Origin of the sequence: Wolbachia endosymbiont (group B) of Horisme vitalbata, from assembly GCF_964028625.1 — a bacterium.
GTDB lineage: Bacteria > Pseudomonadota > Alphaproteobacteria > Rickettsiales > Anaplasmataceae > Wolbachia.
Genome location: NZ_OZ034797.1, coordinates 1,391,667 through 1,407,705, shown reverse-complemented (window position 1 = coordinate 1,407,705; position 16,039 = coordinate 1,391,667). Strand labels below are relative to the sequence as shown.

Genomic DNA, 16,039 nt, shown 5'->3' with positions numbered 1-16,039 from the left:
GCCCGTAGGACAGCGTGGCTTTGGAGGAACGGTCGAACCACTGATTGAGCCTTTTGGGCTACCTCGATTAGAAGAATGTATAACTCAACCGTCCCAAGCTTAAGCACTTCTCAATTATGGATTATTATATAATGGAGATTAAAAATGGCAAAGTTCAAAAGTAAATTAGAGATCTAATGCAGCAGGAATCGATGTTGGCTCGGCTGTACATTATGTATGTGTACCCGAAGGAAGCGATGAACAACGTATACAAAAATTTAGCTGCTTTACGTAAGATCTCTACAACATAACAAAATGGTTGAAAAAATGTAAAGTTAATACAGTAGCCATGGAGTCAACAGGAGTGTACTGGATTCCTTTGTTTCAAGTACTTGAATCACACGGATTTGAAGTAAAACTGGTAAACGCAAAACATGTTAAAAATGTACCTGGGAGAAAATCAGATGTGCAAATGGATTCAACAACTACACAGTTACGGGTTACTCCAAGGGTCATTTAGGCCAGATGATCAAATGTGTGTATTGCGTAGTTATGTTCGGCAACGTAAAAATTTAATTGAAAATGCTTCTACACATACTTTGCGTATGCAAAAAGCGCTAACACAAATGAATATTCAACTACATAAAGTTATAAGCGATACAACTGGTGTAACTGGAATGCAAATTATTAAAGCAATAATAGATGGTGAGAATAATCCTGAAAAATTGGCTGAACTAAGAGATGGACGAATAAAAAGTGATAAATCTGTTATTGCAAAAGCATTAGCAGGAAACTATAGAAAAGAACACCTATTTACATTAAAGCAAGAATTTGAGCTATATAATATTTATCAGGAAAAAGTAGCAGAATGTGACAGGAGCATTTAAGAATATTATAAAACATTTGAGACAAAGTCTGATGAGAGTAAAAAGTTAGGTGAAGAGAAAAATAAGCACAGAAAAAGTAAACCAAACTTTGCTTTGCATGAAGAATTATATCGAGTAACTGGTATAGATTTTACCAAAATTCCTGGATTGGATATACTATAGCTCTTTTCATAATAGTCCGAAAAGCTTATAGAAAAGCGGAATCAACAGCATGACGAAAAGATGTGAATAGAGGACTAGCTCTGTTTTTTATAGCAAACCAATGATGCTCAATTTTGTTAAAATCGGGAGAATAAGGAGGTAGATATAAAATTTCTGCGCCAACTCCTTTAGCAAATCTTATTAGACTTATGAAAAGTAGCATTATCAAGGATAACAGTTTGTCCAGGTTTCAAAATCGGTGTCAGAAACTGCTCAAACCATTTATTAAAGATATCCATTTACAGTGGCCTTCAAATGTTAACGGAACAACTATTTTTCTGCCGTTTAAGGCTGCAATCATACTGATTCGTTGAATTTTTTTACTAGATTTTAGAGCATAAAACCTCTGTCCCTTCTGGCAATATCCATAACTCGGTGTCCAGACTCATCTATATAAACTAAGTTTTGAGGTTCTTTTGTTGCTATAATTTTCAAAAATTCAGCGCGTTTTTCTTCGTTTCTTTCTTTGTATCCATATGTCTTTTTTTGCGTGTGAGTCCAATTTTTTTAAGAGCTCGATGGATCGTTGGAATACTAACATTGCTCCAAAGCTTAGCCATTTCCGATACCACCATATTTTTTAGCAAATTCAGTAAATTTATTCCAGTCAGTAATTTTGTGATTATAACCTCCATTTCCAAGTTTTTTTGACTGAAAATCTCCTGTTTCTTTTCTTCTTTGCTGCCACTCCCATAACGTAGTTCTTCCAATTTTAAATCTTGCTGCCACCGTTTCCCTGCTTTCTCCTTCTTCTAGTGCTTCCATTGCTTTTTTTATAACTATATGCTGCTGGCATCCTTACCTTCACTACTATAAAACCTTATTTTACCTCGTTTGGACTATTATGAAAAGAGCTATACTTACCAGATAATCCTATTTTTAAGGTATTGAGAGAGGGGTGGTCAAAGTAAGTTAACTAGTTTTTGGCCACTCATCATAAAAAAATATTTCTTCTATTGGTCTTCTTTTCTTCTTACTTGTTTCAGCGCCATCTTCTTCGTAACCAACCGCTATCACTGACATTACATTAAAATCATCGGATATGTTGAATTTTTCTACTATTTTATCTCTATCAAATCCACCCATTTGATGAGCCATTAAGTTCATAGCTGCAGCCTGTAGCATAAGTGCATAATTTGCTGCACCAGTATCGTGATTAGCCCAAAAATTTTCACCTTTGTCAGATTTACGGAAATTCTTAGCGCTTAGAGATATAATTAGTATTTGTGCATCTTTTGCCCACTTTTGATTAGATTCATCAAGGCAATTTAGCAGCTTTTCCCATGCGCTTTGATTGTTCTGTTTGTTGCATATTACGTATCTCCAGGGTTCATCACCAAAACATGAGGGAGTCAGCCTTACAGCTTCCATTAAAATATCCATGTCTTCCTGAGATATTGCTCTTGTAGGATCGTATGAACGTCCGCTGTGTCTTGCTTTCATCAACGATAATAGATCTTGTTTACTCATCATTTTTAATTTAATAGTGCATAAATAATTCATTGTAGCACAATATGAGCAAAATTTAAATTGCAAAACCTCTCATACACATATATGACATTTAATAAGTTATTTTTATTGGGAAAGTATGTTTATAACACAATCTAGCAGCAGATCAACACTGGCTGAAATATTGTCTTGCGTTTTACTTTTATTCTTGATGGCTCAAATAAGCATACCATTGCAGCCTGTGCCTATCACATTGCAAACTTTAGGAGTAATGCTTATTGGGCTTAAATTTAACCGCAGAACAGCATTCTATTCTGTGCTTACATATCTATCACTTGGTGCAGCAGGATTTCCTGTTTTTGCGAATTTTTCTGGTGGTCATCACATTTTTCTCGGGCCAACAGGTGGATATTTGATTGGCTGTTTAGTTGCTGTTGTAGTAATGAGCAGAGTAAATGAATTACTGAACTCTAAATATAAATCATTTATGTGTAATTCTTTAAGTTGTCTGGCGGGTACAGTCGTAATCTTTATTTGTGGTATTAGTTGGCTTACTATTTACGTGGGTCTGAAACAAGCAATAATGGTAGGTGTTTTACCATTCATCCTTCCTGGTTTGGTAAAAATTTTTCTACTTGTAGCAGCTTTGCAGTATTTGAAAAAGTGATAAGGTTTCGTCCTCATCATTTTATGTGCACTCTTGCATTTCAAGGGTATGGATATTCTCAGGGCTTTGTAGAAAATTACAAAAAGATAGCAAGTAAAGTAATTAGTGATCCTAATACTAAAATCGAAGTAGTTGATAATCTTGACACTATTTGTAGTGTTTGCCCAAACCAGACTAAACAAGGTAAATGTACCACACAAGCTAAAGTTTTAGAGCTAGATAGAAGGCATATGGAAATTTTAGGAATAAAAATTGGCGAGATTTTGACCTGGAGTAAAGCAGTAAAAAGAATTAGAAAGAAAATGTCTTTAGAGAAATTTGACTACGCATGTGAGGAGTGTAATTGGCAACCATATGGAATGTGTAGAAGTGCTCTTTTAACTCATTCTAAATAGTATCTGCCAATTAATAATATCTTTATTATTATATTAGATAAGTAATTTAGCATTTATGAATTTGTAATGTGTTGCGTATAGTTCAAAGAAATAAGATTTACTGGTTACGCGCTGCAGCCAATGCCACAACACTAGGATCTATGTTTGTCTGCATGTTAATTTGCGTTGTGATTTTATGGAGGTCTTCTGTTACCTATGCTAGTGAAAATTTGGAGATACAGAAGGTCTTTGATAGTGTTGTCAAGCATATAAAAGCTGATAAAAAATATAAAGATCTTGATGTTCTCGAGAGAAAAAGTGACAAATTTAATATCAAAATTTCGCAGAATTCTGGCAAGAATTTTGACATATACTCTATTTTAAAAAAAGCAAAAGATTCCTTTGAGTTAGGAGATAGTGAAACAGCTACTTCTCTCCTCAATCAGATTATCGCAAGATTTCCTTATCATGAAAGTGCTTTAATTGGACTAGGGAATATCTATTACGCTAACAAAGAATTTAAAAAAGCTGTAGAGATTTACACAAGACTGTTAAAAGAATATCCTAGCAACCCTTATGTATTAAAGAATTTTCTGACGATAATCTCACAATATGATCCTAATTTAGCATTGAGTGAAATGTTGAAATTGTATGATACACTCAGAAATAGCGCCCCTTTATCAGCAAATTTAGGTTTGATCTATATGAAAAAAGGGGATTACGTAAAAGCTAAAGAATATATGAAAGCAGCAATTTCTTTAGATCAAAACAATATTTTTTATACCTATAATTTAGCTGTTATTCTAGATAAGCTCTCAGATTTTAAAAATGCCACAGCATGTTATTCAAAGTTGTTGAACATGTCAAAAAATGCAAGTGAAAGAATACCTTTATACAAGGTAGCAGCAAGGCTAAAATTTATACAACTCCATAGTGCGCACCCAGCGATTCCATAAGAGTTGCTTGTATCGCTATTTTTGTTTACAACAACAACATTGAACTATAGAATTATATCTAGAGGGGCAATTAGCTCAGCTGGTAGAGCATCTCGTTTACACCGAGGAGGTCGGCAGTTCAAGTCTGTCATTGCCCATTAGCCTAGTTGAATATTAATATTACAATTATTTCAATCAAAGTATAGAAAATGCAAGACAACATAGTACCAGTTTCAATAGTGAAAGAGCTAGAGGATTCTTATCTCTCCTACGCAATGAGTGTGATCATAAGTCGAGCTATACCTGATGTGCGAGATGGATTTAAACCTGTTCATAGGCGCATATTATACGCAATGTCGAGGGCTGGGTTCGATGCCGGTAAACCGTATAAAAAAGCAGCTCGTATAGTCGGGGATGTAATGGGAAAATATCACCCACATGGTGACATGGCTATCTATGACTCCTTGGTCAGGATGGCTCAAGATTTTTCTCTTCTTTTACCACTTATTGATGGGCAAGGTAACTTTGGTTCGATAGATGGAGATCCGCCAGCTTCAATGCGATATACAGAAGCAAGGCTCCACAGAGTGTCGCATTTTTTACTAAATGATATTGACGAAGATACAGTTGATTTTAGGCCAAACTATGATGGAAATGAAACAGAGCCTGTTGTACTGCCTGCAGAATTTCCGAATCTATTGGTAAATGGTGCAAGCGGTGTTGCGGTTGGTATGGCAACCAATATTCCTTCTCACAACCTTGGAGAAATAATAGATGCTTGTATGTTATATATAGATAATCCTGAAGTTACTTTGGATGAGTTACTTGAAGTGATGCCAGGACCGGATTTCCCAACTGGGGGAACGATTCTTGGAAGGTCTGGAATAAGATCAGCATTTGCAACGGGTCGTGGATCAATTGTTGTGCAAGGCAAGACTCACATGGAAGACCTGTCACAAGATAGGCAAGCAATAGTGATTGATGAAATACCTTACCAGGTAAATAAAGTAAAATTAATTGAGAAGATAGGTGAGCTTGTAAAAGAAAAAAGAATTGATGGCATAACAGAAATTAGGGATGAATCTGATAAGTCTGGTATTAGGGTAGTAATTGACCTCAGAAGAAATGCTGAAGCAAGTTTTATACTTAATCAAATATTGGGACTAACTCCACTAAGAAGTAGTTTTAGTGTTAACACTTTAGTCCTCAACAACAACAGGCCTGCTTTGATGTCGTTGAAAGAAATTATAGCTGCTTTTATTGATTTTAGAAAAGAAGTATTAATCAGGAGAACAGAGTTTCGTCTAAGAAAAACGAGGGAAAAAGCTCATATATATATAGGGCTCTACATTGCGGTCTTGAGCATAGATGAAGTGATAAAAATCATCCGTGGTGCAAAAGATCCTGCGGAAGCAAGTAGAGAACTTTTAAATAAAGAATGGAAAACTTCAGCTGAGATAAACACAATTATTGGATTAATCTCAGACAGCACAAGCTTTTTGAAAGACGGAGTGTATAGATTAACTGAGCTGCAAACGAAAGCTATTCTTGACATGAAATTGCAACGTTTAACAGGCCTTGAAAAAGACAAATTAGAAGCTGAGCTAAGTTCAATGATCAACCTGATAAAAGAATATATCGCTTTTCTTGGCTCAGGAGAGAAGTTGATGAAAGAAATAAAAAACAATCTACAAGAAATAAAGAACAGATTTACTGTGCCGCGAAAAACTTCAATAGAGGAATCAGATACGGACATTGAAGCTGAAGATCTAATTCCACAAGAGGATATGGTGATAACCGTAACTATGAATGGTTATATCAAGCGTGTGAAGCTTTCTCATTATAGAACTCAGCGTCGTGGTGGAAAAGGAAAGCTAGGACAAGGATTAAAAGAAGAGGATGTAACCACAAAATTATTTGTTGGGAATACCCACACTAGCCTTTTATTCTTTTCTAATATTGGCCGAGTTTATAGATTAAAAGTTTATAAGTTACCTATTGCAGAGCCAACTGCACGTGGAAGAGCACTTGTTAATATATTCCCGCTTAGCGATGGTGAAACTATAACTAATATAATGCCATTACCAAGTGAAAATGACGAAAATCAAAACATAGTTTTTGCTACTGCTCATGGGAACATAAGGCGCAACTCTTTAGCAGATTTTCACTATATTCCAAGCAATGGAAAAATAGCAATCAAGCTCGATGAGGGAGATAAGTTAATATCAGTTAAAGTATGCAATGAAATTGATCATGTTTTTCTTTCAACAAGATTCGGCAAAAGTATCAGATTTGTTGTAAGTGATGTGCGTCAATTTAAAAGTCGCAATTCAGATGGCGTAAGAGGTATCAAACTTGCAAAGAATGACAGCGTGATATCTATGACCATATTAAATGGGATAGGTGTAGCAACAGAAACAAAAGAACTTTACTTAAAAGTTCCACTTGCAAAAAGACTGGGGACTGCAATTAATAACTCCATTGATTCTAAATTGGAAAAGACTTTGAATGATTTAGGAATAGATAACAAACTGTTCTTAAAACTTGCAATGAATGAGGAGTTCATATTAACTATTACTGAAAATGGCTTTGGTAAAAGAACTTCTGCGTACGAGTATAGGGTAACAAATAGAGGTGGTGTTGGTATTACAAATATCCTTACTACCGACAGAAACGGTAATGTTGTTGCTAGCTTTCCAGTTGAACAGGGTGATAATATCATGCTTATTACAGATAAAGGAAAGTTAATTCGTATTTCAGTAAATGATATCAGAATTGCAGGACGTAGCACTCAAGGAGTCACTCTGTTTAAAACAGAGAGTAGAGAAAAGGTGGTGTCAGTAGCGAAAATTGAGGATCCCGATTCCACTGAAGATAGTATTTCCGAAATTGACAACTCTGTTTCTTCTTAACTATATAGCAAAGGTTAAACAAATAGTGCAAATTTCTATTGATTAATCTATAATATTTAAATTAAAATATATGTCTATGTTCAAGTAGAGATTGATGGATAAGAAGTTAACTAAAAATAAAAAATCATTGACGAATGAGAAGAATAAAAAAACATCTCTTGTTAAAGATTTTGCCAAAAATAAGAGTAGAAGAGATTTTATCACATTAACTACGTGTGCCATGGCAGGTATAGGAGCTGCAAGCGGTCTTTGGCCATTGGTTAAGTCTATGAATCCTTCTGCTGAGGTTTTAGCGATGTCTACGGTTGAGGTTAATCTATCTGATATTCAAGAAGGACAAGGAAAAAAGGTAAAATGGCAAGGTAAGCCAGTATTTATCCGCAAGCGCACAAAACAAGAGATTGAGGCTGCAAGAGCCATAAATGCAGAAAATTTGAGAGATCCTGAATCAGATGAAAAAAGAGTATACAAAGGAAAAGATGAATGGTTAATTATGATTGGAATATGCACCCATCTTGGATGTGTACCAGTTGATCACGCTACAAAAGACGGCAACGGTTGGTTCTGCCCTTGTCACGGTTCATATTATGACACATCAGGCCGAGTAATTGGCGGTCCTGCACCAAAGAACATGGCTATACCTGACTACTTTTTTCCAAGTGAAAATATTGTAGTAATTGGCAAGAAGGCTTAACGGATTTTCATAATTAAAGTAATAAAAGTATATTGCATTTCAAGAAGCACACTGACTTCATAGGCAAAGCTCTTGAAGTCTATCAAGCTAATTTTATACTATGCACATATTCGGGTGATAATTAAGAAACTTGCCTGCCAAATTTTCAGAGTTGACAGCTAAATTTAAAACTTGTTCCTTTGCGTCAGAAAAATTCTGACTAACTTGCTTAAAGTTATTTTCTAACTCTTCGAGGATGGAGCTGAAATTAAAAAAACTTTTCTGCATTTTATCAAGATTTTGAGTTATATAGCTTAATATAGCTCTTTTCATAATAGTCCGAAAAGCTTATAGAAAAGCGGAATCAACAGCATGACGAAAAGATGTGAATAGAGGACTAACTCTGTTTTTTATAGCAAACCAATGATGCTCAATTTTGTTAAAATCGGGAGAATAAGGAGGTAGATATAAAATTTCTGCGCCAACTCCTTTAGCAAATCTTATTAGACTTATGAAAAGTAGCATTATCAAGGATAACAGTTTGTCCAGGTTTCAAAATCGGTGTCAGAAACTGCTCAAACCATTTATTAAAGATATCTATATTGCAGTGGCCTTCAAAGGTTAACGGAGCAATTATTTTTCTTCCACTTAAGGCTGCAACCATGCTAATTCGTTGAGTTTTCTTCCCAGATTTTAGGGCATAAAACCGCTGTCCTTTCTGGCAATACCCATAGGTTCAGTGTCCAGACTCATCTATATACACTAATTCTTTAGGTTCTTTTGTTGCTATAACCTTTGAAAATTGAGCTCGCTTTTCTTCATTTCTTTCTTTATATCCGTAGGTCTTTTTTTTCTTGTGAATCCTATATTTTTAAGTGCTCGATGAATTGTTTGTCTACTAATATTGCCCCAGCATCTCTGACTGAGTTTTGCCACCTTGCTCATTTGCAAATTCGGCAAATGCATTCCAGTCAGTAATTTTATGCCACGCTTCCAGGCTTTTTTGACTGAAAATCTCCCGTTTTCTCACGTCTTTTCTTCCACTCATATAAAGTTGTTTTTCCGATCTTAAATCTCTTGGCAACAGTTTCTCCACTCTCTCCTTCATCCAATGCTTCCATTACCTTTTTTCTTAAGTCATAACTATTTGCTACTGGCATCCTTACCTTCCACTACTATCAATCCATATCTTACTCTTTTTGGACTATTATGAGAAGGGCTATACTGACAAAATTCATTTTTGTTGCAAATACCCTTTTACAAACCCTACCGTTTGTCTTAAACCAATTCTAAAAAGATTAACGATTATATGCACCAAAATCACAACTTTATCACTATAAATATAGTTGCCACCCTGCATCTTTGGACTATTTTCATACCAATTTTCGATAGCTTCATCGATGTAACGAAAAATATTCCCCTTTTTTCAAGGAATTTGTTATATTCGTTTTGGTTACTGACTTTCATTTTCTGTGGCATATTTTTTCTTCAACAGTTAAATGGCTGTTTTATAATGAATTTTGTCAGTAACTGCCAGTTCTTTTCACTTGAGCGATGCAACAAAGCCATCCCAGTGTCACGCACTGGGATGACAAGAGGAGAACTACTGGGATGACAAGAGGAGAGCTACTAAATGACATCTTCAATTTCTGTGTGTCAAGCACTGAAGAGGTCTCTCCTATTTTCTCTTGATGAATAAATCTAAGTAGAGTATAGTAAAAATGCATTTATGTAGCGGTTAATGAGCAATTTAGTTTTAGTCTATATAACTTTTTCAAACTTGAAAGAGGCTAAGGCTATTTCTGAAGAATTGTTAAACGAGAAGTTAATTGTGTGTGTAAATATATTTCCTGAAGTAAATTCTCTGTATTTATGGGAAGGTAAAATTAATAGTAATTGTGAAGTGGTGACAATTATGAAGAGTAGGAATGATCAGGCTGATAAGATTGTAGAAAAAATCGAGGCAATGCATTCTTATGATCAACCAGCCGTTGTGATAATACCCATAGGAAAATCGAATAAATCTTTTACTAATTGGGTTAATAATGTTATTGATATAAACAATATTGGGGTGTAGCCAAGTGGTAAGGCAGCGGTTTTTGATACCGTCACGCGAAGGTTCGAATCCTTCCACCCCAGCTTTATTAAAGTGTGCGTGAAATGATATCACTTTTTTATAAATTAAGGTTATTTAATTATATACTGGGCAGCTTGAAAGATATAGTTGTCAAGCTATTTCTTTTCACTCTGTATCTTTATACATCGAGCATTATGCTTATGTTTCTCACCAATGGTTTTTGGTATACTGTAGAGTTTAGCTCTTTCAAAAATGCATTTTACCATTTGTATCAATATTTAAAATGGTATTATGAAAATAGAGATGATTTGGGTTATGGAGTTTCTATTAGAATATTAGTAGCGTTTCTTACTCCGCATTTTCTCTACAAATTATTTTCTGGCACAGGCTGGAAGTCTTTTTTCAAGGAGAAGATAGTTCAGATACTCAGAACAAGAAGAAAAATGAGTAATAAACCAAATGGCAGTAGTTATGGTTATAGTAATAAGAACAGTTACGGTAACAATAATCTTCAAGAGGCAGAACGGAAAGTGAATATGATAAAGCAGCTATTAATCCAAGATATAGATGAAGCTATAGAAAAAAGATTAAATGATATTTTTCTTGGTGAGAGGGGTAAACCTCATTAAAAGGGCTTTATCTTTTTTAGAATTGGCTGTATTTTGTTTTTTACGTATAACGGATCGCAATCAGCCAGTATACATGTTTCAACAAAATCTTGACTGAAGTCTGATAGCCAGGAAATTGCTTTACGTTTCTCTACCAAGCTTTCTGTTTTTTTACAGTTACTTGCTGCATCAATCATTGCCTGTGATATCACTGATTGCCACAGTATGCAGTACCTTTGTATATCATCTAAAGTGCTATTTGCTTCGTGATGGTGAAAAAATTCTTTGAAATTGAAGTTATTTGACATTATGTACCTCTTTAAGTTGAAAATTAGAATTTGAAGTAGTGCGAAAGTTGTCTGCTGCAATGAGTAGCCTTTATGACAGTCAGACCGGGTTTTATGTGAGCTATAAATGTTTAAGAAATTATATTTATTCAGATCTATGTGAAACCAGTGCTTCTTTTCTTGTTATCCGAGCTGGGATCCAGGTTGACAAAAGCGCTTTACAACGTTTTGTGTACAAAACACCAGTGTTGCATGACACTATTTGTTCTTATACCCTTTTTGTCTATCTTATTTTGTCACTCTGCTGAACAGATAATTTTCGCTAATAAGCTTTTTACTGAGTTTTTGTTATTGAGCTTGCACAGATCAAAGACAAGTTTTGAGTCAAAAATACCCTTAATATTATAATAAGGGGCTGGTAAAATGTGTCTAGTAAGTTTTCTTCTCTATGCAACTGCACCTCAAGCTAATAATGGACCATCAGGCGTATTACCAATTACATTGATCTGGTTTAATATTTTATTAGTGGGGTAAAAATAATTTTTTATAAACTCCTTATATATAGCTGTTAATTTATGTATATCGTCTATTGATACGCATTCATTTACCTGATGTGCGGTTTTGTTGATCATACCAAATTCAATTACTGGACAAATATCCTTAATAAACGCAGCATCAGATGTGCCACCATTTGTACTCAGCACAGCATCAATGCCGGTAATTTTATTTATCGCATCAAGCATAATATCAGTATTTCTATCAGGAATAGAGAGAAAAACGTTTCTGCTGCTCTGCATAGACAGTTTATAATCGTTAGTCACATTGGTGCATATTGCATCAATCATCTTATATAAAACGTCTGGTGTTTGTGTATTGTTATATCGAACATTAAAACCTGCTGCTATTGAACTAGGTATTAGATTATTAGTATTATTTCCAACGTCGATAGTAGTAATTTCGCAATGTGAAGGCTGAAAGTATTTATTACCAGTATCAAAAGTGGTATCTTTTATCTTACTTAGTATCGATACCATTTTATATATTGGATTATCTGCTAGATCTGGGTAGGCAACGTGCCCTTGTTTACCATGGCAAATCAATTTAAATGTTGCAGAACCTCTTCTACCTATTTTTATGGTATCACCTAATTTCTCACTACTCGTTGGTTCTCCAACTATACAAAAATCTATCTTTTTTTGCTTACTTTTCATCCATTCCAAAACTTCCTTTGTTCCATGTTCTTCCGCGCTTTCTTCAGCACTGGTAATCAATGCACTGATTGAACCACTGAATCGAAACTTACCTGCAACTGAATCTACCATAGCAGCAATAAATGCGGCTATTCCACTTTTCATATCAGCTGCTCCTCTTCCATATAGCATTCCATCTCTAATTTCTGGCTTAAATGGATCAGATATCCAATCTTTTAACTCACCTGGTGGTACAACATCAACATGTCCAGCAAAACACAAGTTTGGTACTCCATTTATATATTTCGCATAAAGATTTTTAACTTTATCACCAAACTCTAAAATCTCACATTCAAAACCACTTTTCTTGAGAATGGCTGCTATATGCTCTATTGCCCCATCGTCTTTTGGTGTTATACTTTTAAAAGAAATTAATTTCTTAGTTAGTTCTACAGGGTCAATCTTCATATCAATCTTGAAATACTAACATTACCGTATTGTAAACATTCTATGCGATATTTAAAACAAATATTACAGCACACAGAACAAGTTCTTATTAGGGAAGTAACAGTACTTGCTGATAATATCTATGAAATATGTAGACAATACGGAAATGACATTTTTCTGATTGCAGATAAAAATACAGCAAAACTTTTAAACAAAAACATACTTAATAAAGTTTCTCATTTAATTATTCCAGCCACACCTGTCATTCCAGCGCGTGACTATGATGGATCACAGTGTCACGCTACTTGGATGACACCAAATAGACTGAACAGAGCTGCTTCTCTCCAAGCTGTAAACCTAGTTAGAAATAAAGCAAAAGATAGTGACTTAATGGTTGCATTTGGCAGTGGCACTGTTAATGATATCTGTAAGTACGCAAGCTATTTAGAAGGCAAAGACTACATATCCTTTCCAACAGCTGCTTCCATGAATGGATATAGCTCTGCAAACGCTTCAATATTAGTTGATGGATATAAAAAATCGTTCGGAGCACATCTTCCAAAGGCAATATACATTGATACCGATATAATTGCCAACGCACCACCACGCCTCACATTAAGTGGATTTGCAGATTTCATCTGCCGTTCAACAGTACAAGCCGATTGGCTATTATCTCATCTATTACTTGGCACAGAATATAATGAACTCCCCTTTAAACTTGTTCGCAATCTGGAGGAAATTTTGCTCAGAGAACACTTGGCACTTGCTAAAAAAGATAAAAGAGTAGTTTTATTACTTATGGAAGCCTTATTGATTTCAGGACTCGGAATGGTGATGTCAAAAGGCAGTTACTCTGCAAGTCAAGGAGAACATATGATAGCTCATGCAATTGAGATGGTAACACAGGATTATTCCTCCTCGTTACATGGGGAAAAAATTGCTGTGACAACGATTACCATGGCTAACTTGCAAGAGGAGATATTGTCAATACGAAACCCGATTACCAAACCGATCACTTTAGATGTAAAACATATAACTCAGTGCTTTGGTAATACCGAATTTATAAAAATTCTAAAGCAGAAGCAAATGATGCAGCAAAAAATTCAAGAGATTATTTGCAAAGAATGGAGTAATATTTCTAGTTTAATTAAGCAAAATTTACTATCTGCAAAACACCTGCAGAAAGTATTTGAAGATCTATCAATTCCGTACTTACCGGAGCATCTTAATTGGAACAAAGAGCAATATTGCAAGGTAGTCAATCTTACATTTGCAACAAGAGATAGATTCACCTTTCTTGACCTGGCTGGTTGTATAGAAAAAAGTTAGATTTTGTGTATTCGTTCAGTAGGGTAGCAAAATAAGATAGACAAAAACACAGTAACAAATGGTGTCATGCAAGTAGCTATCCAGCCTTTCTTAACAACAAAAACTTAGCATGACTTTTGTGCTCAAAAAACTTCTGGATTCCAGCATCAAGTGCTGGAATGACATGGTAAAATATTATTCAAGTAGCCTCTGTCCCAGTACCTATTCGGTGTCATTCAAGTCAACTCTTTTCTTGTTATCCCAGTGCCTAGACACTGGGATCCAGAAAACTTCACTTTAAATGAGTGCATTAGATTGTCTTTATATAGATGCCAGTGTCAGCTACTCGGATGAAATTCATTTAGTTGTCTTTTCTCATCTACCTTACCACTTTCTTGAACGGATACCATTAGCCATTCCCCTGAAAAGATACAACAAATGTTGTATCTTTATCACTTCACATACATTATTCCATATACTATATGAACAACTGAAAAAAAACTTCAGTTAATTGACAATGAATCACGTTATTTTGTCAAGTGCGCTGCTATCGCCAAACCATAGCTTAGCTTGAGTGGCTGAGGAGGGATTTGAACCCCCGACCAAGAGATTATGATCCTCCTGCTCTACCACTGAGCTACTCAGCCTAATTAAAAACCTTGCTATATATGTAATCTATATGTTTCATATAATACTTCAAATCAAACAAAGACTCAAGTTTTTCAGAGTCAATAATTCCATGCAAGGATTTATCTTGTTTCAATTCGAACAGAAAATCACTGTTATCTTGCTTTACTTTCATTGCATTATTCTGAACAATTTTATATGCCTCTTCCCTCGCCAAACCACTATTTACCAACTCGAGTAATACTCGTTGTGAAAAAACCAAGCCTTTTGAAGAATTTAAGTTCTTTTCAATGTTTTCCTTATTGATCACCAATTTATCTATCAAATCTGTTAATCGTACTAAAGCAAAATCCATTGCTATACAAGCATCAGGAGCAATGCATCTTTCCACAGACGAGTGCGATATATCTCGTTCGTGCCATAATGCAACATTTTCTAATGCAGGAAAAACATAGCTGCGTATTAAGCGTGAGAGCCCAGTCAAATTCTCACTTAAAATAGGATTACACTTATGCGGCATAGCAGAACTTCCCTTCTGACCAGTGGAAAAATACTCAGAAATTTCTCCAACTTCAGTTCTTTGCAAGTGACGTATTTCAACGGCAATATTCTCTATTGAACTTGCAATCACTCCTAAAACTGAAAAGAATATTGCGTGTCTATCACGAGGAATGACTTGAGACGATATGGTTTCAGGTATAAGTCCCATTTCTTTCGCTACATACTCTTCAACAAACGGATCAACATTTGAAAAATTACCTACTGCACCTGATATTTTACAAATCGAGATCTCTGTTTTCGCGCTAATTAATCTCTGATAATTGCGTTTAAATTCAGCATAAAATCTAGCAAATTTTAATCCAAGAGTTGTTGATTCTGCATGCATTCCATGACTGCGCCCAACACAAACAATATTTTTATAGTCCTCAGCCTTTTTTTTCAGTGCTGAAAGTATATTTTTTAAATTTTCGAGCAAAATATCACATGATTCCTTTAACTGAACCGCAAGGCATGTATCTAAAACGTCAGAACTTGTCATTCCATAATGAAGATAACGAACATCAACTCCCGCTTCTTCAGCAACATATGTTAAAAAAGCTATAACATCGTGTTTTACAATGGATTCAATTTCGTTAATACGTTCAATATCAAATTCAATAACATCAGAGAGCTTCTGAGCAACACTATTTGGAATCACTCCTAACTCTGCTTGAGCTTCACACGCTAATTTTTCTATTTTGAGCCATATATTAAACTTATTTTTTTCTTCCCAAATGGAAGACATTTCTTTGCGGCTATAGCGTGGGATCATTTTTGATTTATTTCAATAATGGTGTCATTCCAGTGCATGACACTGGAATCCAGATATAAAAGTATTTGCAAATTATTCAATGGACAACGGATTCTAGAAGCATAAA

The 16,039-nt window shown here is 35.0% G+C and carries 14 protein-coding genes, 3 tRNA genes and 3 pseudogenes; 11 read left to right on the top strand and 9 right to left on the bottom strand.

The genetic code is table 11. The features are described from left to right. Nucleotides 1-144: 144 nt before the first annotated feature. Nucleotides 145-1,025, top strand: a pseudogene (locus ABWU56_RS06760) (IS110 family transposase); the annotation flags it as partial. Nucleotides 1,026-1,053: 28 nt separating this feature from the next. Here the strand turns inward: ABWU56_RS06760 and ABWU56_RS06755 are convergent. Together ABWU56_RS06755 and ABWU56_RS06750 are read right to left on the bottom strand one after the other, a co-directional pair. Then, nucleotides 1,054-1,863: pseudogene (locus tag ABWU56_RS06755) on the bottom strand (IS630 family transposase). Nucleotides 1,864-1,979: 116 nt separating this feature from the next. Continuing rightward, entirely contained in the window at nt 1,980-2,570 is a 591-nt protein-coding gene (locus ABWU56_RS06750; RefSeq protein ID WP_010403959.1) for a nitroreductase family protein, read from the bottom strand. Between the two features lie 85 nt (nt 2,571-2,655). Between ABWU56_RS06750 and ABWU56_RS06745 the strand changes: the two genes are divergently transcribed. The 6 genes from ABWU56_RS06745 (at nt 2,656) to petA (ending at nt 8,098) form a co-directional block, all read left to right on the top strand. Continuing rightward, the gene (locus ABWU56_RS06745; RefSeq protein ID WP_353281399.1) at nt 2,656-3,183 is read left to right on the top strand and encodes a biotin transporter BioY; all 528 of its coding nucleotides are present in this window, start codon (nt 2,656-2,658) and stop codon (nt 3,181-3,183) included. Then, nucleotides 3,180-3,578 carry a DUF1284 domain-containing protein gene (locus tag ABWU56_RS06740; protein WP_353281398.1) on the top strand — a complete coding sequence of 133 codons (399 nt, stop codon included), beginning with the start codon at nt 3,180-3,182 and terminating at the stop codon, nt 3,576-3,578. The genes ABWU56_RS06745 and ABWU56_RS06740 overlap by 4 nt, the downstream gene beginning before the upstream one ends. Before the next feature lie 68 nt (nt 3,579-3,646). Continuing rightward, entirely contained in the window at nt 3,647-4,513 is an 867-nt protein-coding gene (locus ABWU56_RS06735; protein ID WP_264686742.1) for a tetratricopeptide repeat protein, read from the top strand. Between the two features lie 64 nt (nt 4,514-4,577). Further along, nucleotides 4,578-4,650: transfer RNA gene (locus ABWU56_RS06730), tRNA-Val, on the top strand. Between the two features lie 51 nt (nt 4,651-4,701). Then, nucleotides 4,702-7,404: a DNA topoisomerase (ATP-hydrolyzing) subunit A gene (gyrA, locus tag ABWU56_RS06725; protein WP_010403949.1), complete on the top strand. Its 2,703-nt coding sequence runs from the start codon at nt 4,702-4,704 to the stop codon at nt 7,402-7,404. A gap of 94 nt (nt 7,405-7,498) precedes the next feature. After that, complete coding sequence (petA, locus tag ABWU56_RS06720; RefSeq protein ID WP_006014178.1) at nt 7,499-8,098, top strand: ubiquinol-cytochrome c reductase iron-sulfur subunit; 600 nt, start codon at nt 7,499-7,501, stop codon at nt 8,096-8,098. A gap of 327 nt (nt 8,099-8,425) precedes the next feature. Here the strand turns inward: petA and ABWU56_RS06715 are convergent. The 3 genes and pseudogenes from ABWU56_RS06715 to ABWU56_RS06705 form a co-directional block, all read right to left on the bottom strand. Continuing rightward, nucleotides 8,426-9,237: pseudogene (locus ABWU56_RS06715) on the bottom strand (IS630 family transposase). A gap of 74 nt (nt 9,238-9,311) precedes the next feature. Continuing rightward, nucleotides 9,312-9,467 (bottom strand): transposase, encoded by a 156-nt coding sequence (locus ABWU56_RS06710; protein ID WP_319803548.1) that lies wholly within the window; start codon nt 9,465-9,467, stop codon nt 9,312-9,314. Further along, nucleotides 9,398-9,556: a hypothetical protein gene (locus tag ABWU56_RS06705; RefSeq protein ID WP_264687275.1), complete on the bottom strand. Its 159-nt coding sequence runs from the start codon at nt 9,554-9,556 to the stop codon at nt 9,398-9,400. The genes ABWU56_RS06710 and ABWU56_RS06705 overlap by 70 nt, the downstream gene beginning before the upstream one ends. Before the next feature lie 262 nt (nt 9,557-9,818). On the opposite strand from ABWU56_RS06705, the gene cutA reads away from it, so the two are divergent. The 3 genes from cutA (at nt 9,819) to ABWU56_RS06690 (ending at nt 10,783) form a co-directional block, all read left to right on the top strand. Beyond that, complete coding sequence (gene cutA, locus ABWU56_RS06700) at nt 9,819-10,154, top strand: divalent-cation tolerance protein CutA (protein WP_353281395.1); 336 nt, start codon at nt 9,819-9,821, stop codon at nt 10,152-10,154. Further along, a tRNA-Gln gene (locus ABWU56_RS06695) sits at nt 10,145-10,216 on the top strand. The genes cutA and ABWU56_RS06695 overlap by 10 nt, the downstream gene beginning before the upstream one ends. Nucleotides 10,217-10,420: 204 nt before the next feature. Next, nucleotides 10,421-10,783: a hypothetical protein gene (locus tag ABWU56_RS06690; RefSeq protein ID WP_255563436.1), complete on the top strand. Its 363-nt coding sequence runs from the start codon at nt 10,421-10,423 to the stop codon at nt 10,781-10,783. Here the strand turns inward: ABWU56_RS06690 and ABWU56_RS06685 are convergent. Beyond that, nucleotides 10,780-11,070, bottom strand: a complete 291-nt coding sequence (locus ABWU56_RS06685; RefSeq protein ID WP_007301973.1) for a hypothetical protein — start codon at nt 11,068-11,070, stop codon at nt 10,780-10,782. The two genes, ABWU56_RS06690 and ABWU56_RS06685, sit on opposite strands and share 4 nt — an antisense overlap. A 440-nt stretch (nt 11,071-11,510) precedes the next feature. Beyond that, complete coding sequence (gene dapE, locus ABWU56_RS06680) at nt 11,511-12,707, bottom strand: succinyl-diaminopimelate desuccinylase (RefSeq protein ID WP_353281393.1); 1,197 nt, start codon at nt 12,705-12,707, stop codon at nt 11,511-11,513. A gap of 42 nt (nt 12,708-12,749) precedes the next feature. Here dapE and ABWU56_RS06675 point away from each other — a divergent pair, with 42 nt between their 5' ends. Beyond that, nucleotides 12,750-14,015, top strand: a complete 1,266-nt coding sequence (locus ABWU56_RS06675) for an iron-containing alcohol dehydrogenase (protein ID WP_353281391.1) — start codon at nt 12,750-12,752, stop codon at nt 14,013-14,015. A 554-nt stretch (nt 14,016-14,569) separates the two neighbouring features. Here ABWU56_RS06675 and ABWU56_RS06665 read toward each other — a convergent pair. Then, nucleotides 14,570-14,641: transfer RNA gene (locus ABWU56_RS06665), tRNA-Met, on the bottom strand. Continuing rightward, a complete protein-coding gene (gene purB, locus ABWU56_RS06660; protein WP_064085669.1) occupies nt 14,641-15,933 on the bottom strand; it encodes an adenylosuccinate lyase in 1,293 nt (430 codons plus the stop codon). Before purB ends, ABWU56_RS06665 begins: the two co-directional genes overlap by 1 nt. Nucleotides 15,934-16,039 lie beyond the last annotated feature (106 nt).